General features: G+C 59.3%; 17 protein-coding genes. 7 read left to right on the top strand and 10 right to left on the bottom strand.

All coding sequences use genetic code 11. The features are described 5' to 3' along the window. Nucleotides 1-44 precede the first annotated feature (44 nt). From J0F90_RS10120 to pepT, 4 genes are all read right to left on the bottom strand, one after another. Nucleotides 45-302: a colicin immunity domain-containing protein gene (locus J0F90_RS10120; RefSeq protein WP_227944609.1), complete on the bottom strand. Its 258-nt coding sequence runs from the start codon at nt 300-302 to the stop codon at nt 45-47. Nucleotides 303-307: 5 nt separating this feature from the next. Further along, nucleotides 308-2,323, bottom strand: coding sequence for an S-type pyocin domain-containing protein (locus J0F90_RS24675; protein WP_261140105.1), 2,016 nt, complete (start codon nt 2,321-2,323; stop codon nt 308-310). 106 nt (nt 2,324-2,429) lie between these two features. After that, complete coding sequence (locus J0F90_RS10105) at nt 2,430-3,569, bottom strand: tail fiber domain-containing protein (protein WP_033640613.1); 1,140 nt, start codon at nt 3,567-3,569, stop codon at nt 2,430-2,432. Between the two features lie 299 nt (nt 3,570-3,868). After that, nucleotides 3,869-5,098: a peptidase T gene (gene pepT / locus J0F90_RS10100; RefSeq protein WP_033640614.1), complete on the bottom strand. Its 1,230-nt coding sequence runs from the start codon at nt 5,096-5,098 to the stop codon at nt 3,869-3,871. A gap of 57 nt (nt 5,099-5,155) precedes the next feature. Between pepT and J0F90_RS10095 the strand changes: the two genes are divergently transcribed. The 6 genes from J0F90_RS10095 to J0F90_RS10070 all read left to right on the top strand — a co-directional run bounded on the left by J0F90_RS10095 (nt 5,156) and on the right by J0F90_RS10070 (nt 11,380). Further along, the gene (locus tag J0F90_RS10095; protein ID WP_126186627.1) at nt 5,156-5,428 is read left to right on the top strand and encodes a hypothetical protein; all 273 of its coding nucleotides are present in this window, start codon (nt 5,156-5,158) and stop codon (nt 5,426-5,428) included. Nucleotides 5,429-5,453: 25 nt separating this feature from the next. Continuing rightward, on the top strand, nt 5,454-6,569 hold the full coding sequence (potA, locus tag J0F90_RS10090; protein ID WP_033640616.1) for a spermidine/putrescine ABC transporter ATP-binding protein PotA: 1,116 nt from the start codon (nt 5,454-5,456) through the stop codon (nt 6,567-6,569). After that, complete coding sequence (gene potB / locus J0F90_RS10085) at nt 6,553-7,413, top strand: spermidine/putrescine ABC transporter permease PotB (RefSeq protein ID WP_004941149.1); 861 nt, start codon at nt 6,553-6,555, stop codon at nt 7,411-7,413. Before potA ends, potB begins: the two co-directional genes overlap by 17 nt. Then, a complete protein-coding gene (gene potC / locus J0F90_RS10080; RefSeq protein ID WP_033640617.1) occupies nt 7,410-8,192 on the top strand; it encodes a spermidine/putrescine ABC transporter permease PotC in 783 nt (260 codons plus the stop codon). Before potB ends, potC begins: the two co-directional genes overlap by 4 nt. A 218-nt stretch (nt 8,193-8,410) precedes the next feature. Next, nucleotides 8,411-9,970: a PTS transporter subunit EIIC gene (locus tag J0F90_RS10075; RefSeq protein ID WP_033640618.1), complete on the top strand. Its 1,560-nt coding sequence runs from the start codon at nt 8,411-8,413 to the stop codon at nt 9,968-9,970. Nucleotides 9,971-9,994: 24 nt separating this feature from the next. After that, nucleotides 9,995-11,380, top strand: a complete 1,386-nt coding sequence (locus J0F90_RS10070) for a family 4 glycosyl hydrolase (protein WP_033640619.1) — start codon at nt 9,995-9,997, stop codon at nt 11,378-11,380. Between the two features lie 17 nt (nt 11,381-11,397). On the opposite strand, the gene J0F90_RS10065 is transcribed toward J0F90_RS10070, so the two are convergent. Continuing rightward, nucleotides 11,398-12,108 (bottom strand): MurR/RpiR family transcriptional regulator, encoded by a 711-nt coding sequence (locus J0F90_RS10065; protein ID WP_016928084.1) that lies wholly within the window; start codon nt 12,106-12,108, stop codon nt 11,398-11,400. Between the two features lie 236 nt (nt 12,109-12,344). On the opposite strand from J0F90_RS10065, the gene potD reads away from it, so the two are divergent. Then, on the top strand, nt 12,345-13,388 hold the full coding sequence (gene potD / locus J0F90_RS10060) for a spermidine/putrescine ABC transporter substrate-binding protein PotD (protein ID WP_025302505.1): 1,044 nt from the start codon (nt 12,345-12,347) through the stop codon (nt 13,386-13,388). Nucleotides 13,389-13,436: 48 nt separating this feature from the next. On the opposite strand, the gene cobB is transcribed toward potD, so the two are convergent. From cobB to lolC, 5 genes are all read right to left on the bottom strand, one after another. Further along, nucleotides 13,437-14,273 (bottom strand): Sir2 family NAD+-dependent deacetylase, encoded by an 837-nt coding sequence (gene cobB, locus J0F90_RS10055; RefSeq protein ID WP_016928086.1) that lies wholly within the window; start codon nt 14,271-14,273, stop codon nt 13,437-13,439. Between the two features lie 91 nt (nt 14,274-14,364). Further along, nucleotides 14,365-15,282 carry an N-acetylglucosamine kinase gene (gene nagK, locus J0F90_RS10050; RefSeq protein ID WP_033640621.1) on the bottom strand — a complete coding sequence of 306 codons (918 nt, stop codon included), beginning with the start codon at nt 15,280-15,282 and terminating at the stop codon, nt 14,365-14,367. A gap of 53 nt (nt 15,283-15,335) precedes the next feature. Next, the gene (gene lolE, locus J0F90_RS10045) at nt 15,336-16,583 is read right to left on the bottom strand and encodes a lipoprotein-releasing ABC transporter permease subunit LolE (protein WP_004941124.1); all 1,248 of its coding nucleotides are present in this window, start codon (nt 16,581-16,583) and stop codon (nt 15,336-15,338) included. Then, nucleotides 16,583-17,287, bottom strand: coding sequence for a lipoprotein-releasing ABC transporter ATP-binding protein LolD (gene lolD, locus J0F90_RS10040; RefSeq protein ID WP_004941120.1), 705 nt, complete (start codon nt 17,285-17,287; stop codon nt 16,583-16,585). The genes lolE and lolD overlap by 1 nt, the downstream gene beginning before the upstream one ends. Beyond that, on the bottom strand, nt 17,280-18,482 hold the full coding sequence (lolC, locus tag J0F90_RS10035) for a lipoprotein-releasing ABC transporter permease subunit LolC (protein WP_004941116.1): 1,203 nt from the start codon (nt 18,480-18,482) through the stop codon (nt 17,280-17,282). The genes lolD and lolC overlap by 8 nt, the downstream gene beginning before the upstream one ends. Nucleotides 18,483-18,516: the final 34 nt, after the last annotated feature.

Genomic DNA, 18,516 nt, shown 5'->3' with positions numbered 1-18,516 from the left:
ACTCAGATAAACTCAAATCTACGAGAGCCCCCCCTAATAAAGGTTCAGATAAAATTGAATTTTTCCAGTGTCGTTATAACTGCGGCACGCAATCCGGCATCATCAAGTTCATAATCAGCACGTTCTGAATCAGGATTGTAAACTTCAGCTATCATAAACAGCTCTTCCCCACAATTCATAACGTTTCTATCCTGATCCTTAACCCCATAGAGCATACGCCTTTCTACACATATTTTTTCGGAGAACTCCAATGCCCCGACCTCTTTTCTTATAAAACTCTTAGCCAGATCAATAATTGCCATCCGATTCATAAATCCCCCGTATCTAAATATATCCTACCGTTATCTGCGTCTGGATTTATCTTCCACCCTGATAAGAAATCGCCGTTTTCTTTTAAAACAACAACGTTCATTGTGTTAGGATTGAAAAACACCTTAGATCCTTTTTCTCGTCTATAAGTCCCTTTCTCTACCGTATCCTTATCCTTCAAATGAGCCTCTAGCGCATCGCGATATTGAGTCAGAGTCTCTCTGTTTTTTCTGGTGTCCGCAATACCAAAATCACTCGCGTGCTTGTACTTTTTATCCAGTTGCTGACGAGTAAAACGCCCCGAGTCCAGCGGATCACTGACCATCACATAGACAGCTTCAACTCCGGTTTCCAGCGCATCCGGCTGCCACAGGATAAAGTCTTGCAGATCCTGCACCACATCCGCCGGGAAGGTGGTGACCACGATGCTGTCCGCCTGCCTGATGCCGGTGCCGGTATGCACTGGCGATTTGGGCCCCGGTGAGCCGTTGCCGGTATGCGCCGGCGCAGCCGGCCCGGTCGGCACCGGGTTGATCAGTATCGTTCTGGCCGGCGCGCCCGCCACCGCCGGCAGCATGATTTTGTCCAGCCCCGTCAGCTCATCGCGAACGGGTCTGAATACCGGCACGCTCGGCGATACGCCGCCGACGCCCGTTCTGACGAAGTTGACGCTCTGTCTCCCGTCATCGTCAGTGGTGATAAATCCGCGCACCGGCAAATCGACCGAGGTCATGCCGGGCTGAATGGTCGTCCTGCCCGCCGCCGCCAGGCTCGCCTGAAGGGCAAACAGATTGACATCCCGCCCGGGCACCCGGTCACTCCCTGCACCGACCTCCGTCGGGTAGAAGCCGAGAGCAAAAGCCCCCAGCACCGATCCGGCGGCGACCGCGGTGCCGGCGCGTATACTGCCGACTTCGTAGGCCGCCCGCCACGATGCGCTCGCTGCCCAGCCGGCCAGTTCGCTCGTGGTCGTCATCACACCTTGCCCGACCATCGACGTCTGCAGCATGGCGGGGGCGCGGTTGAGCACCATGGCGCCTGCCGCCGCCAGCGCCGCATTGGCCGCTTTTAGCTTTTCCGGCGTATACGCCGGAGCGTCCATAATACCCGCTTTAGCGAACAACGCTTTTCTAGCTGCTTCCACCTTGCGGGCCTCTTCAGCCTTACGGGCTTCCTCGGCTTTGCGAGCCTCTTCAGCCTTACGAGCCTCTTCGACTCTGCGGGCCTCTTCCACCTTTCGGGCCTCCTCGGCTCTGCGGGTCTCTTCAGCCTTGCGGGCTTCTTCGGCTCGACGCGCTTCTTCCGCCACTTCCCGCTCTACCTGCTTAAATTGTTTATAGGCTGCTGTCAGAGAAGGCACCTCGGCGTTACTTTTCCTGTACCCTGTACGGTCACCTCCCTTTCCACCACCGTTGATTTCATATTTTATCGTAACTTCGGTCATGACCCTGTCATTATCAAGCCAGAATCCGGGGGGAATCTTACCGTTCAGTACCTCTGAATATGTTGCCAGTGACGCCTTGTCTTCGGCAGCAGAATTACTGCCATTATTGTTTCCGTTAGGAACACCTTGATAATTACCGATGCGGTGAGGAGTATCAATATTCGCACCAAACACGACTTTGGCATCATTAGGGAATCCCATGCCTAGTACATTTTTAACCTGAGGGACTGACGCCAAGGCCTGGCTCACAGCCGCTTCTTCAGCACGGTTAATCTCGCCAACCTGAAGCTGCACTCTGCCGGTATCATCAACACCTGAAAGGTAAACCTTTGCGTAAGGCGCCACCGCACGCACTTTTTTTTGTAATTCTTTCAGTACATTATTAACGTAGGAGTCACTTTTAATGGCGTTCATCTGTCGCTGTATGGCTGCCGCCTGGGTGTTCCCACTGCTGCTGCTGTCTCTTCCGCCATTACCCTGAGAGTCACCGCCAGGTGCCGGTTCATTTCCCCGCTCACTACTCCAATTGGTGCCGTCCCCTTTGCCACCACCGTAATTAAATCCACCCATAATTGAGTTCCTTTCCGTCATCGTATTGTAAAGTGAATGCCTGCGTGGTGCTCTCCGGCGAAAGCGCTGAGCACCACGCAGCGCAAACTATCGCTACCGATATTAATCAGGCGTTCACAATCGCTTTTTCCAAAGCAACCAATCGAGCTTCAAATGCTTCACGCTCGGCATCTCGAAGTGAGCGCTCCTCCTTAAGCGCCTCAACCAGCAGCGCCACCACGCCGTTGATATTGATGCCCCGGGCATCCTTCAGCACGCTGCCGTCGTTAAGCTTCAATTCGGTTTGGGTGACCGACTGCGGCAATACGCTCTCCACTTCCTGAGCGATCACCCCGGCTTCCGGCACGCCCTGTTTGAGGTAGGTGTAGCCGCCGATATTGGCCAACTTGTCCAATGCGCCAGCAATTTGGGTGATGTCCGTTTTCATGCGGACGTCGGAGCTGCTGTTCCAGCCACCGCCGGTAACGGCATAGCCATCTTCTTTGAAAACGAACCAACTATTCCGACCGCCATTGCCCACGTTGATAACGAGTTCGTTGTATTTCACATGGTCATGGTGATAAATATTGGCATGCTTGTTATTCGGGGCTTGCAAGTACAATCCCTTGGTAAGGGATTCTTTATTGCTATCTGCATTCTGAGGAGGGCTGGCAAAGAACCAGCCGTCAGAATTGCGTTTGGTCAATTGCCCGACGGAAAGTTCCGCGTTAGTTCTGACTTGAAGTTCGTTCCAATTCCCCTGCCAGTCGCGGTAAGAAATTAACCCGAAGTTATCCTTCCCCGGAATGACGCGGGATCCCAACATGATGGTTGTGGTGACACTACCGCTAGTGAAATCACTTTTTAAAGGTGCGGAGTTATAGATTTGTCCATTGATAAGCGGGATCGGGCCGGTGGTCGAGGTGGAGATACCCGCGTCATGCGAGACCATCGCCCCGCCGGAAATGTCCACCCCATTGCGCAGTGCAACCCGGCCAGACGCCAAATTGAACGAGAACGGGCGCAGGGTGTTCCACTGTCCGTTAAGCGCTTGGCCACCCGGCGTCGTCAGCGCATAAAAATCGCGTCCATCATTACGCAGCATCACGCCGGTATTGCCATTTGCCAGCCGAAAACCATTGGCCGATTTGGAGACGATTTCACCGTCGCTGACCACGCGCTGGCGCAGTGTAGACAGCGATTTCAGTTCGGCGATATCGTCATTAACGCCGTTAATCACCTGAGCATTTTTCTTTTCTTCTGCCATGATTGTTACCCTCTTACGTCCTGTTTGATGGCGGTTAACAGCGCTCATTCCCCCAGCATTCCCTGGCCACTGGGCTCACCGCACCGAAGCTGTAAAACCGGTTAAGCACACAGCAAGCCTGTATGCATAACCAGCATTCTATCTCTGAGGATAACGAGATCCCCTCACCACGGGTTGTATGATGAAGGGGACAACAGTGAGGCAGGGAACGATAAGAGAACGGCGAGTGCACGGAGCCCCGCCGGGTGGATCAGAAAAGGGAATGCGGGCCGGCCAAGCCGGCCGGGGAATGAAGGGGTTTACCGCGCCCGCTCGGCGGCCAGCGCCGCGATGCGCATAATCACCGCCACCGCTTGCTCCATGCCCTCCAGCGTCACGAATTCGTGCTTGCCGTGGTAGTTGTAGCCGCCGGTGAACAGGTTCGGGCACGGCAGGCCGCGGAACGACAGCTGCGCGCCGTCGGTGCCGCCGCGGATCGGCTTCATCACCGGTTCGATGTCGCAGTCGCGCATCGCCTGCTGCGCCAGCGCAATCACGTGCGGGTGCTCCGCCACCTGTTCACGCATGTTGTAATAGTTGTCTTCGATGCTCACTTCGATATAGCAATCGCGCGGCAAGCCTTTGCCGACCTCGCGAGCGATGTCCACCATCTTGCGTTTGCGCGCCTCAAACCCCTCACGCTCGAAGTCGCGCAGGATGTAGTGCATTTCGGCGCGCTCTACGCTGCCCTTAATGCTGCTGAGATGATAAAAGCCCTGGTAGCCTTCGGTGGTCTCCGGCGCTTCGTCCGCCGGCAGCGCCTGATGAATGCGGGTGGCCAGCGACAGCGCGTTGACCATCACCCCCTTGGCGCTGCCGGGGTGCACGCTGTTACCGAGGATTTTGATCGTCACCGAGGCGGCGTTGAAGTTCTCGCACTCCAGCTCGCCGACGCCGCCGCCGTCCACCGTGTAGGCCCATTCGGCATTGAAGGCCGCCACGTCGAACAGCTGCGCCCCCTTGCCCACCTCCTCGTCCGGGGTGAAGGCCACGCGGATGTCGCCGTGCGGGATTTTGCGCGCGCGCAGGCGCACCATAGCGGTGAGGATCTCGGCGATGCCCGCCTTGTCGTCGGCGCCCAGCAGCGTCTTGCCGTCGGTGGTGATCAGCGTCTGCCCCAGCATCTGGTGCAAGATCGGGAACATCACCGGCGACAGCACTTCATCGCCGATGCCGAGCGCAATGTCGCCGCCGCGATAGTTCTCGACGATCTGCGGATTGACATGTTTGCCGCTGAAATCCGGCGAAGTATCCAGATGGGCGATGAAACCGACCGCAGGCACCGGCCAAGCGACGTTACCCGGCCAGGTGCCCATCACGCAGCCGTGTTCGCTGAGCGACACCCGCTCGAAGCCGAGCGCGATCATTTCCTGCTGCAACGCACGCGCCAGCTTCAACTGCCCGTCGGTGCTCGGCACATGCTTTACGTTCGCTTTGGACTGGGTGTCGAAAGAGACGTAGTTGAAAAAGCGGTCAAGTAATTTGTCCATGGTAGCGGCCCCTCAGAATATCGCGTTTCATTATGCGGAACCGATCAGGATCAAATATTGCGTCAGGTCATTTTTAACCAGAATTCGCCAATATCATTAACCTTTGTGATGATTTCTGAGGGGAATAATGCTGTCATCACAGGGTCATTTGTCGCTATCATGATGAAAAACGCGGCATCTGGGCCGGATCGGCTTTCAATTCCGGCATTCAGCGTCTATCATGCGCGCTCGAAAAATTTCCATTGGCGTAACTGGTTTGAGCTTCATTTGATCAGCGGGCATCCCGCAAGCTCCGGCAGTCTTTTCCAGTTGCGGTTCTATCTGCATTAGCCCACGGGATAGAGTAATACGATAAATGACTGAGACATCCTCTCCGACTCCCCTTGTTGAACTGCATGCCCTGAGCAAAGCGTTCGATGGCAAAACCATCATTGCCGATCTGGATCTGACGATTAATCACGGCGAATTCCTTACCATTCTCGGCCCCTCCGGCTGTGGCAAAACCACGGTGCTGCGCCTGATCGCCGGTCTGGAAGACGCCGATCGGGGCCGCATCGCGCTCGACGGCCAGGACATCACCGCCATTCCGGCCGAACATCGCCACGTCAACACCGTGTTTCAAAGCTACGCCCTGTTTCCGCACATGTCGGTGTTCGACAACGTCGCCTTCGGCCTGCGCATGCAAAAGGTGCCGGCGGCGGAACTGACGCCGCGCGTGGAAGAGGCGCTGCGCATGGTGCAGCTGGATGCGTTCGCCAAGCGGCGGCCGGGGCAGCTCTCCGGCGGCCAACAGCAGCGCGTGGCCATCGCCCGCGCGGTGGTCAACAAACCGAAGGTGCTGCTGCTGGACGAATCGCTGTCGGCGCTGGACTACAAGCTGCGCAAGCAGATGCAGAACGAACTGAAAGCGCTGCAGCGCAAACTGGGCATCACCTTCGTGTTCGTTACCCACGATCAGGAAGAAGCGCTGACCATGTCGGATCGCATCGTGGTGATGCGCGAAGGCCGCATCGAGCAGGACGGCACGCCGCGTGAGATCTACGAAGAGCCGAAGAACCTGTTCGTCGCCAGCTTCATCGGCGAGATCAACATCTTCGACGCGGTGGTTTTGCAACGCCTCGATCCGCAGCGGGTGCGCGCCAACGTCGAGGGCCGCGAGTGCGACATCTACGCCGATCTGCCGGTGGAGCCGGGCCAAAAGCTGAAGGTGCTGCTGCGCCCGGAAGATCTGCGGGTGGAAGAAGTGAACGACAGCGCGCAGCACGACGGGTTGATCGGGTACGTGCGCGAGCGCAACTACAAAGGCATGACGCTGGAGTCGGTGGTCGAGCTGGAGAATGGCAAAACGGTGATGGTCAGCGAGTTCTTCAACGAAGACGATCCGGACGTCGATCACTCGCTCAATCAGAAGATGGCGGTGACCTGGGTCGAAAGCTGGGAGGTGGTGCTGGCCGATGAAGAAATCGCGTAAAGTCTTTCAGAATGTGGTGATCGTCGGCGTCGTCGCCTGGCTGCTGCTGTTCGTGTTCATGCCGAACCTGATGATCATCGGCGCCAGCTTCCTGACCCGCGACGACGCCAACCTGGTGCAGATGGTGTTCACGCTGGATAACTACCGGCGTTTGTTCGATCCGCTGTATGCCCAGGTGCTGCTGCACTCGCTGAACATGGCGCTGATCGCCACCCTGTGCTGCCTGGCTATCGGCTATCCGTTCGCCTTTATCCTGGCGCGCTTGCCGCAGAAGGTGCGGCCGCTGCTGCTGTTTCTGCTGATCGTGCCCTTCTGGACCAACTCGCTGATCCGCATCTACGGCCTGAAGCTGTTTCTCAGCACCCGCGGCTATCTCAACGACGCGCTGCTGTGGATCGGCGTCATCGACAAGCCGCTGCGCATCATGTACACCTCGGAAGCGGTCGTCCTCGGCCTGGTGTATATCCTGCTGCCGTTTATGGTGATGCCGCTCTACTCCAGCATCGAAAAGCTCGATAAGTCCTGTCTGGAGGCGGCGCGCGATCTCGGCGCCAGCAAGCTGCAGACCTTTATCCGCATCATCGTGCCGCTGACCATGCCGGGCATTATCGCCGGCTGCCTGCTGGTGGTGCTGCCGGCGATGGGGCTGTTCTTCGTCGCCGATCTGATGGGCGGCGCCAAAAACCTGCTGATCGGCAACGTGATTAAAAGCCAGTTCCTCAATATCCGCGATTGGCCGTTCGGCGCGGCCACCAGCATCTGCCTGACGCTGGTGATGGGGCTGTTGCTGCTGGTCTATTACCGGGCCGCACGCCTGCTGAACAAGAAGGAGGATCTGGCATGATCGGACGTCTGCTGCGCGGCGGCTTTATGACGCTGGTATACGCCTATCTGTATATCCCGATCGTCATCCTGATCGTCAACTCCTTCAACGCCTCGCGCTTCGGCATCAACTGGCAAGGGTTTACCGCCAAGTGGTACAGCACGCTGCTGAATAACGACAGCCTGCTGCAGGCCGCGGGGCACTCGCTGACCATGGCGGTGCTCTCCGCTACCTTCGCCACCCTGATCGGCTCGCTGACCGCGGTGGCGCTGTACCGCTACCGCTTCCGCGGCAAGCCGTTTGTCGGCGGCATGCTGTTTGTGGTGATGATGTCGCCGGACATCGTGATGGCTATCTCGCTGCTGGTGCTGTTCATGCTGCTGGGCATTTCGCTCGGCTTCTGGTCGCTGCTGTTCTCGCACATCACCTTCTGCCTGCCGTTCGTGGTGGTGACCGTCTACGCGCGCCTGAAAGGCTTCGACGTGAAGATGCTGGAAGCCGCGCGCGATCTCGGCGCAAGCGAGTTCACCATCCTGCGCAAAATCATCCTGCCGCTGGCGATGCCGGCGGTGGCGGCCGGTTGGCTGCTGAGCTTCACCCTGTCGATGGACGACGTGGTCGTCTCCTCCTTCGTCACCGGGCCGAGCTACGAGATTTTGCCGCTGAAGATCTACTCGATGGTGAAAGTCGGCGTCTCGCCGGAGGTCAATGCGCTGGCCACCATTTTGCTGCTGCTGTCGCTGGTGCTGGTGATCGCCAGCCAGTGGGTGATGCGCGATCGCGCGCCCAAGGCAGAATAATCCTTCCCGCCGGGCGCCGCAGCGCCCGGTTGTGATCCCCTTCACAACCGGCACCGGTTGTCACTCTCTGACCATCGGTGCCTATTTCCGCCCCGCCGATTGCAGCGGCGAAAACTTCCCCCTATAACTGAATCCAGGCAAGGCGCCTTATTTTTTCTCGCTTTCAGGGAGTTTATTCAGCAACGTCGTCATCCATTAAAATATAAAAAGGAACTGCCATGAAAGGTATTATCGATAATATCTTAAATAAGCTGCAGCTTTTCTCCAAAGCCATGATGGGGCCGATATTTTTCCTGCCGGTAATCGGTCTGATTCTGGCGCTCAGTTCTATTCTTACCAATGCCACATTAATCAATGAACATTCCGCCGTCTTCTCTATCGGTAAAATGATCGGCGATACCTTCTGGCCGTTATTCGGCAATCTCGGGCTGATTTTCTGTATCGGTATTACCTACGGCCTGGCCAAAGACAAGAAAAGCGAAGCGGCGCTGGTCGCGGTGATGTGCTTTATCATGTTCCTCGGCGCCAATTCTTCTTATCTGCAATTCAGCGGCCACGTCGCGGCCAAGATCAACGGTGAGTATTATGGCACCGGGCAGACGGAGTTGCTGGGTTTTACCGTGGTGGATATGGGCATTTTCCTCGGTCTTATCCTCGGCGTCACCATCGCCTGGGTGCATAACCGCCTGTGCAACGTCGAACTCAACGGCGTGTTCTCGGTCTACGGCGGCGCCAAGCTGGTGCTGATTGCCATGACGCCGATCATCATGCTGTACGCCGTCGCCTTCAGCTACCTATGGCCGGCGATTTCACAGGGCCTGATCGCGCTGACCGGCTTTATGAAAAGCGCCGGCTCGCTCGGGGTATTCGTCTACGGTTTCTTTGAGAAATTCCTGATCCCCACCGGGCTGCACCACTTTATCTGGTCGCCGTTCCAGCTCACCAGCATCGGCGGTTCGATCGTGCAGGACGGCCAGACCGTCTCCGGTTCACAGGCGATTTTCCTGGCCTACATGCGCGACCCGAGCATCTCGCCGCTGATGAACGAGGCGCTGCGCTTCTCGCAGCAAGGGATGGTGACCATCTTCGGCCTGTCGGGCGCGGCATTGGCTTTCTATCACACCGCCAAGCCGGAAAAGAAAATGCTGGCCAAGGCGATTCTAATCCCCGCCATCACCACCTCGATCCTGGTCGGCATCACCGAGCCGATAGAGTTCACCTTCCTGTTTATCTCTCCGCTGCTGTGGGTGATCCACGCCGTGTTGACCGCGCTGTCGCAGGTAGCCTGCAACCTGTTGCAGGTTCGCCCCTGGGGCGCCAGCGGGCTGGTCGAGTTCCTGGCCTACAACCTGCCGCTGCCGGTTTCCCTCACCCGCTGGCCGCTGTATGTGGTCATCGGCCTGGTGCAGTTTGCGGTGTATTACCTGGTGTTCAAAACGCTGGTGCTGAAGCTCAATCTGAAGACGCCGGGCCGTGAAGATGATCAGGACGTCAAACTCTATTCCAAACAGGATTACCGGAACCGCAAAAATACCCCGGACGAGCCGAGCGGCATCATTATTCGCGCGCTGGGCGGCAAGGAAAACATTATTTCCGTCGATAACTGCTTTACCCGGCTGCGGGTGGAATTAAAGGATATGGCGCGGGTGGATGAGGCCGCGTTGAAAAGCACCGGCGCCAAAGGCGTGGTGAAGAATCGCCGTGAAGTGCAGGTGATTTACGGCGTCACGGTCGGAAAGGTCAAAAATCAGGTAGAGAAATATTTAGCGGCACTCTAACGCTTTATTAATGGGAGATATCGAATGAAATTAACCGTTCTCGGCGGCGGCGGCGTGCGTTCCCCGTTCCTCGCCAAGTCCATCGCCTATAACGCCCATCGCATCGGCATTACCGAAGTGGTGTTTATGGATACCGATGAGCGCCATCTGGCGATCTACGGCGCCCTCGCGCAGGGCGTATTCCAGCGCATTCGCGGCGACATTGCTTTCAGTCTCAGCAGCGATCCGCGCCAGGCGCTGCAAGACGCCGATTACATCATCACCACCCTGCGCATCGGCGGCGAGGAAGGCCGCATCCATGACGAGCGCATCGCGCTCAATCACCAGTTGCTCGGGCAAGAAACCACCGGCGCCGGCGGCTTCGCCATGGCGATGCGTTCAATTCCGGCGATCCTCGACTATTGCCGCCTGATCGAGCAGCTTTCCTCGCCGGACGCGGTCCTGTTCAACTTCACCAATCCTTCCGGCATGGTGACCGAGGCGATCATCAAATCCGGCTTCCAGCGCCGGGTCTACGGCATCTGCGACGCCCCCAGCGAGTTTATCCGCGAACTGGCCGAGCTGCTGGACTGCCGCGAAGACCAACTGAGCGTCGACTGTTTCGGCCTCAACCATCTTTCCTGGTTCCGCAATGCGCGCGTCAACGGCGAGCCGGTCACGGAACGGTTGCTGGCGGATCCGCGCCTGTATCGCGATACCTGCATGAAATACTTCTCGCCGGAGCTGGTGGCGCTGTCGGACAATTTGATGCTCAACGAGTATCTCTACTATTACTACTACCGTGAGCAGGCGATCGCCGCCATCGTCGCGGGCGGCGAGACGCGCGGCGAACAAATCGCGGCGATCAACCGCCAAATGCTGTCAGAGTTAGGCGAACTGGACATCCCCCGCCAGTTGGAACACGCCTTCTCTGTCTATTTCTGCCATTACCTGCAGCGCGAAAACTCCTACATGCAGCGCGAGTCCAACCAGGGCAAGGTGAAAACGCGTGAGATGCTGACGCTGCAACAGTTTATCGAACAGCCGGACAGCGGCGGCTATGCCGGGGTGGCGATCGACATTCTGGAGGCGGTCAACAGCGGCCGGCAAAAACGCGTGGTGGTATCGATGCAAAACCGCGACACGCTCGATTTTCTGCACCCGGAAGACGTGATCGAAATCAGCTGCGAATTGAGCAGCGCCGGCATTCAGCCGGTCAAAATGCGCGATATTCCCGACACCCAGAAAAACCTGATTTCGCAGGTGAAAGAGTACGAACGGTTGGCGGTGGCGGCGATCCTGACCGGCAATCGCCAGCTGGCCATCAAGGCGCTGATGGTGCACCCGCTGGTCAACTCCTACTCGCTGGCGAAAACGCTGGTGGAGGAGTACCTGCAGGTTCACCGTCAGTATGCAGGGCACTGGCGCTAAATGGCGCGGCGCGGCCGTCAGCGGCCGCGCCGTTCAAACCAGGCGGTGATCACATTCTCGAATCCCAACAGACAGTGACCGAAAAACGGGTTGGGATAGTAGATATCGTGATCGTATTTTTGCCGGTCCTCAAACAGAAAGGTCATGTCGGCCTGTTGCGCCAGCGGGCTGTCGCCGTCGCCGCAGAAGGCCGCCAGCAGAATGCGGTTACGCTTCACCGCCTCGCCCCAGCTCAGCGCCGAGCCGCTGTTGCCCGACTTTGAAATCACGATCACCATGTCGAAGCGAAAGCGCGTCTCACGGTCAAGAATGTCGAAATCCGGCCACAGCGACAGGTAACTGTCTACGCCCAGCGTCATAAACTTGTTGTACATATACTGCGCCACCAGCTGCGAAAAACCGCTGCCGTGGATCAGGATCTTGCCGCTGTCGAGCAGATCGAGAAACTGCGCCTGCTGGGCCGGCGGCGCCGCCGACGTAGGGCGTTCCGCCTGGTAGGCCGGCGCCATCGTCAGGTTGAATTTGATGAAATAAACCAGTTCGAGATAGCCACGAAAGCCCAGCTTTTTAGCCAGCCGTACCAGCGTCGAGGGGGAACTGTAGCAGCGTGCGGACACCGCGCGGATGCCGTCGTCGATGCAGGCGTCCGGGTTGTCGAGAATGCAGTGCAAAATCGTCAGATCCGTCTTGCTGAGCTCCGCCTGGCTGAAGACCTGTTTGAAATTCATCGCCGCCCTCGTTTATTCGCCAAAATTATTGTTTCGCACGCGCTTCACCGCCTGTCCAGCGCGAGACACACAAATTGTGATGCGCTTTAAGCCGCCGAACCCCTTGATTTGCCAGCGGGATAACCGCCTTTACCCACCCCGCCCCGGCCCCTATAATGGCCCCTTTCTGGGGTATGGCGCGGCCGGAAACGGCAGCCCATACGGGTTCGGCTCACTACTGCTGAAGGATACGCTGCATGAAAAAGTGGTCACATCTGCTCGCAGCCGGGATGATGGCGCTGAGTTTCTGCTCTGCAAACGCCTCTGACGGCAAGACACTGTACTTCTATAACTGGACTGAATACGTCCCGCCGGGGCTGCTGGAGCAGTTCACCAAAGAAACCGGCATCAAGGTGATCTATTCCACCTATGAATCCAACGAAAGCATGTACGCCAAGCTGAAGACCTACAAAGACGGCGCGTACGATCTGGTGGTGCCTTCCACGTACTTCATCGCCAAGATGAGCAAGGAAGGCATGCTGCAAAAAATCGACAAGAGCAAGCTCAGCCACTTCAAGGATCTCGATCCCACCCTGCTGAACAAGCCGTTCGATCCCAACAACGACTATTCCATTCCTTACATCTGGGGCGCTACCGCCATCGGCGTCAACAGCGACGCGCAGGATCCCTCTACCGTTACCGCCTGGGCCGATCTGTGGCAACCGCAGTACAAGGGCCGCCTGCTGCTGACCGACGACGCGCGCGAAGTGTTCCAGATGGCGCTGCTCAAGCTGGGTTATTCCGGCAACACCACCGATCCGAAAGAGATCGAAGCCGCCTACCACGAACTGCAGAAATTGATGCCGAACGTGCTGGCCTTCAACTCCGACAACCCGGGCAACCCGTTTATGGAAGGGGAAGTCAACGTCGGCATGGTGTGGAACGGTTCGGCCTTTGTGGCGCGCCAGGCCGGCACGCCGCTGGAGATCGTCTGGCCGAAGGAAGGCGGGATCTTCTGGATGGACAGCCTGGCCATTCCGGCCAACGCGCGCAACGTCGAAGGGGCGCTGAAGCTGATCGACTTCCTGTTACGGCCGGAAATCGCGGTGCAGGTGGCGGAGACCATCGGTTACCCGACGCCGAACCTGGCGGCGAAGAAGCTGCTGTCGCCGGAGATCGCCAACGACCCGTCACTCTATCCGGATAAGGCGGTGATTGAGCACGGCGAGTGGCAAAACGACGTCGGCGACGCCAGCACGCTGTACGAAAGCTACTTCCAAAAGTTGAAAGCCGGGCGCTAATACGCCCCGCCATCTCATCAGGGCGCGCAGTGCGCCCTGATGCCTTTCTCAGGGCCTGTCGGCCCGCGCCACCTTGCCCACCAGGAACTTGTGCACAAAACGCGGCACCACTTCACTGGCCAGACCGTAGTGTTTCTCGTCGAACTGGCTTTCCACCTGGCTCGGCTCCAGGTTCAACTCCATCGCGTAGGCGCCGCCCAGCCGCGCCTCATGCACGAACCCGGCCGCCGGATAGACGTGGCCGGAAGTGCCGATGGCGACGAAGAAATCGGCCTTGCTCAGCGCCTGGTAGATGTCGTCCATGCCCAGCGGCATCTCGCCGAACCACACCACGTGTGGCCGCAGCGGCGCCGGGAACTGGCAGCAATGGCAACGATCGTCGACGCTGAGATCGCCGGGCCATTCGAACACCTGCCCCGATTGGGTGCAGCGCACCTTCAACAATTCGCCGTGCATATGCAGCACCCGCTTGCTGCCGGCGCGCTCATGCAGATTATCGATGTTTTGCGTGACCAGCAGGAAGTTGTCCCCCAGCCACTCTTCCAGATCCGCCAGCGCGCGGTGCGCGGCGTTCGGAACGATCTCCTCCGTCTGCAGCTGACGGCGGCGTTCGTTGTAAAACGCCTGCACCAGCGCCGGATCGCGCTGGAAACCTTCCGGCGTGGCGACATCCTCCACCCGGTGCTCTTCCCACAACCCATCCGCGGCGCGGAAGGTGCGAATGCCCGACTCGGCCGAAATGCCGGCCCCGGTCAACACCACCACAAACGGCTTTTTCAGCTCGGCCGCCGCCATGGTGTCACGGTGAAAAATGCGTGAACGAAAGCGCTGATGCAGCACATGCTTACTCTTGCGAAATTGACACAGCCGATGGCGAGTGTGCATTAACTCTCTCCTTACTTTTCCCTGTTTACCCTTCTTACTGGACGTTGCGGCGTTGTTGGCTGCATATATTCACGCCTGGCCGCAACGCCCATTACGTTGGGCGAGCCAAATTGAGAAACGCCGCGCCGCGCACGCCGCCGGCGTCGCCATAGCGCGCTTTCTCGATGCGCGGCAGCCGGGCCACCCGCAGCAGGTGAGCCGGCAGCCGCTGCGGCAACGCCCGGTAAATGGCGTCGAAGTTCGACAGCCCGCCGCCGATCACCACCAGGTGCGGATCCAGCACCGTCAGCAGGTTGCCCAAGCAGATCGCCAGCACGTCCATAAAGCGGTCGACGTGAGCCACCGCCTGCGGCTCGCCCGCCTGATAATGCGCAATGATCTCGGTGGCAGGCAAGCGCCGGTCATAGAAATGGGCGTACATCCATTCGAAACCGCGGCCCGATATGTAATTTTCAATGCAACCCTGATGGCCGCACCCGCAGGCAACGCGAGGCACATCACGCCCCAGCACCTCGAGCGCGTCCACCGGCAGGCGCAAATGGCCGAACTCGCCGGCGATATAGTTGCGCCCGGGCACCGTCTTGCCGTCGACGATCAGGCCGCCGCCTACGCCGGTGCCGAGAATGATGCCCAGCACCGTCGGGTAGCGGCGGAACTCGTCGTCCCAGGCTTCCGACAGCGCAAAGCAGTTGGCGTCGTTATCGACGCGCACCTCGCGCCCGATCAGCGCCGCCAGATCGCGCGGCAGCGGCCGCCCCATCGCCGCCGGCACGTTGGCGGTAAACAACGTGCCGTCATCGTCGTTGGGCAGGCCCGGAATACCGATGCCGACGCTGCCGCGCCGGCCGCAAAACGCATCCGCCTCAAGGGTCAGATCGCACAGCGTGGCCAGCAGCTGCCGGTAATCTTCACGCGGCGTCGGCACCCGCTTTTGCCAAATGCGCTGCAGGTTGTCGTCGAACACCCCCAGCTCAATCTTGGTGCCGCCCATATCGAAACCGTAGTACATAACCCATCCCCAGGCTAAAAAAACGGGGCGGCATCGCTGCCTCCCCGTCGGTTTTATTGTCCGCTCAGCACCCGCGCCGGATCGATGCGGCTGGCGCGCCTCGCCGGATACCAACTGGCCAACAGGCTCAGCACGATGGCGGTCGCCAGCACGATCAGCACATCCAGCCAGTGCAGCTCGGAAGGCAGGAAGTCGATGAAGTAAATATCGCCCGACAGGAAGGAGTGACCGACCAGTTTCTCGATGCCACGGATGATGTTGGTCAGCTGCAGCGAGGCGATCACCCCGATCACCACGCCGCTCAGGCTGCCCAGCAGCCCGGCCAGCAGCCCGTACCAGATGAAGATGGCGCGGATAAAGCCGTCTTTGGCGCCCAGGGTGCGCAGCACCGCGATGTCGGCGCTTTTGTCTTTCACCGCCATCACCAGCGTGGAGACGATGTTGAAGCAGGCCACGCCAATCACCAGCACCATCGCCAGGTACATGATGGCGCGGATCATCTGGATGTCGCGGTACATGTAGCCGTACTTGCCGATCCAGCTCTTGATGTAGATGTAAGCGTTGGTCACTTCGCCGGCGTCGCGCACCAGCTTGTTGGCGGCGAACACGTCGTTCATCTTGAGCGCGATGCCCGTGACGCTGTCACCCATGTCGAGATACTGCTGCGCATCGGCCAGCGGCACCAGCGCCAGGCTGTGATCGAGCTGGCCGCTGAGCTGCAAAATGCCGGTCACGTGCAGGCGAATGCGCTTCGGCTGCAGCAGCTTCATCTCCGGGTCGCTGTTAGGGATCATCACCGTGACATAGGCGCCCTGCTTGACGCCCAGCGCGTCGGCCACGCCCTTGCCGAGGATCACCTGCTGCTCGCCGGGCTTGAAGTTGGCCCAGGCGTCGCCCTGCACATACTGCGGCAGCGCGCTCAGTCGGCTCTCCTGCTGCGGATCCACGCCTTTGACTTCCACCGCGCGCAGCTGCGCGCCGTTTTCCATCAGGCCGGTAAAGTTGATGTACGGCGCGGCGGCCAAGATGCCCGGCACCTTTTCCACCCGCTGCAGAATCGACGGCCAACCGCTGAACGGCTGATTGACCGGCTCGAGCTCGCCGTGCGGCACCACCGCCAGAATGCGGTTCTTGAGCTCGCGCTCAAAGCCGTTCATCGCGCTCAGACCGACGATCAGCACCGCCACCCCCAGCGCGATGCCGATGGTGGAGATGACCGAGATCAGCGACACCATGCCGCCGCGTTTACGGCCGCGGCTAAAACGCAGGGCCGTCAGGAAGGACAGTGAGGCTCCCGCCATTACTCGGCCCCCATCAGGGTCAGCTGCGCCTGCAGGTGGCCGTCGGCCATTTCCAGCTGGCGGCTCAGTCGCTTGGCCAGCTGCAGATCGTGCGTCACCACCAGGAACGCGGTGCCCTGGCGCACGTTCAGCTCGCCTAGCAGATCGAAGATGCTGTCTGCAGTGCGTTTATCCAGGTTACCGGTCGGTTCGTCCGCCAGCACCAGCGCCGGGTTGTTGACCAGCGCACGGGCGATCGCCACGCGCTGACGCTCGCCGCCGGAAAGCTCGGACGGGCGGTGTTTGCTGCGCTTTTCCAGCCCGACCGCCGCCAGCATCTCCCGCGCTTTCTCCTGCGCCTGCGCCGGCTTGGCGCCGCCGATCAGCAGCGGCATGGCGGCGTTTTCCAACGCGGTGAAGTCCGGCAACAGATGGTGGAACTGATAGATGAAGCCCAACTGGCGGTTGCGCAGCTCGGCCTTGGCCGCCGAAGACATGGCGTTCAGCGATTCGCCCTTGAAGATCACCTCGCCGGAGGTCGGCGAGTCCAACCCGCCCAGCAGGTGCAACAGGGTGCTCTTGCCGGAACCCGAGCTGCCGACGATCGCCATCATCTCGCCCTGCTGCATGGCAAAGCTGACGTTGCGCAGCACGTCGGTGTGCAGATTGCCTTCCTGGTAGGTCTTGCACAGGTTGTCACACTGCAGCAAAAGATGGTTACTCATAACGTAAAGCCTCAGCGGGTTGTACGGCGGCAGCGCGCCATGAAGGATAAAGCGTGGACAACAGGGAAACCGCCATCGCCACCACGGCGATGATCGTCACCTGCAGCGGATCGACCGCCACCGGCAGCGAAGCGCCGTCGATCAAGGCGCCGAGGATCGGCATCAGGTTATTCAGGTTGGTGGCCAGCAGCACGCCGAGCAGCGTGCCGAGCAGCGAACCGATAATGCCGGCGCTGGCGCCTTGCACCATGAACACCGACATGATCTGGCGGCGGGTCAGCCCCTGGGTCTGCAGAATGGCGACCTCGCCCTGCTTCTCCATCACCAGCAGGCCGAGCGATGTAATGATGTTAAACGCCGCCACCGCCACGATCAGGCTGAGCAGCAGCCCCATCATGTTCTTCTCCATACGCACCGCCTGGAACAGCTCGCCCTTGCGATCGCGCCAGTCTTTCCAGACAGTGCCCGCCGGCAGCGCCTGTTGGCTGAGGGTATCGACCGTCAGCGGCTGTTGCAGGAACAGGCGCCAGCCGGTGATGTTGCCGGCCGGGTAGCGCATCAGGCGCGAAGCGTCCTGTTGGTTGACCAGCAGCTGATAGCCGTCCACCTCGCTGTTGGCGTGGAAGGTGCCGATGAGAGTGAACAGGCGCTGGCTGGGAATGCGGCCCATCGGCGTGAACTGGCTGGCGCTCGGCACCATCACGCGCAGCGAATCGCCGCGCTTGACGCCCAGTTGCCCCGCCAGCTGTTCGCCGATGATGATGTTGTATTGGCCCGGCTGCAGCTGTTGCTGCTTGACGTTGACCAGATACGGGGTCAGCGGATCGGCCTCGTCGGGATTGACGCCGAGCATCACCCCGACCGCCACGCTGCGGGCGCTTTGCAGCACCACGTCACCGGTGGTCAGCGGCGCGACGCGCGTGACGCCCTGCAGCTTCTGCACTTCGGAGGCCGGCAGCTGCTGCGGGTTGACCGATCCTTGCGGACTGGTGACCAACGCCTGCGGCATCAGGCCGAGAATGTTGTTTTCCAGATCCTTTTCAAATCCGTTCATCACCGACAGCACGGTGACCAACGCCATCACCCCCAGCGTAATGCCGATGGTGGAAAGCCAGGACACAAACCGCCCGAAGCGGTCTGAGGCTCGCCCGCGCATGTAGCGCAGGCCAATGAATAACGCGACAGGTTGATACATGAAATCCGTTTGATAGCCGTGGCTTAAGCAAAGT

Origin of the sequence: Serratia marcescens subsp. marcescens ATCC 13880 (genome assembly GCF_017299535.1) — a bacterium.
GTDB lineage: Bacteria > Pseudomonadota > Gammaproteobacteria > Enterobacterales > Enterobacteriaceae > Serratia > Serratia marcescens.
This window is presented reverse-complemented; position numbering and strand designations above follow the sequence as displayed.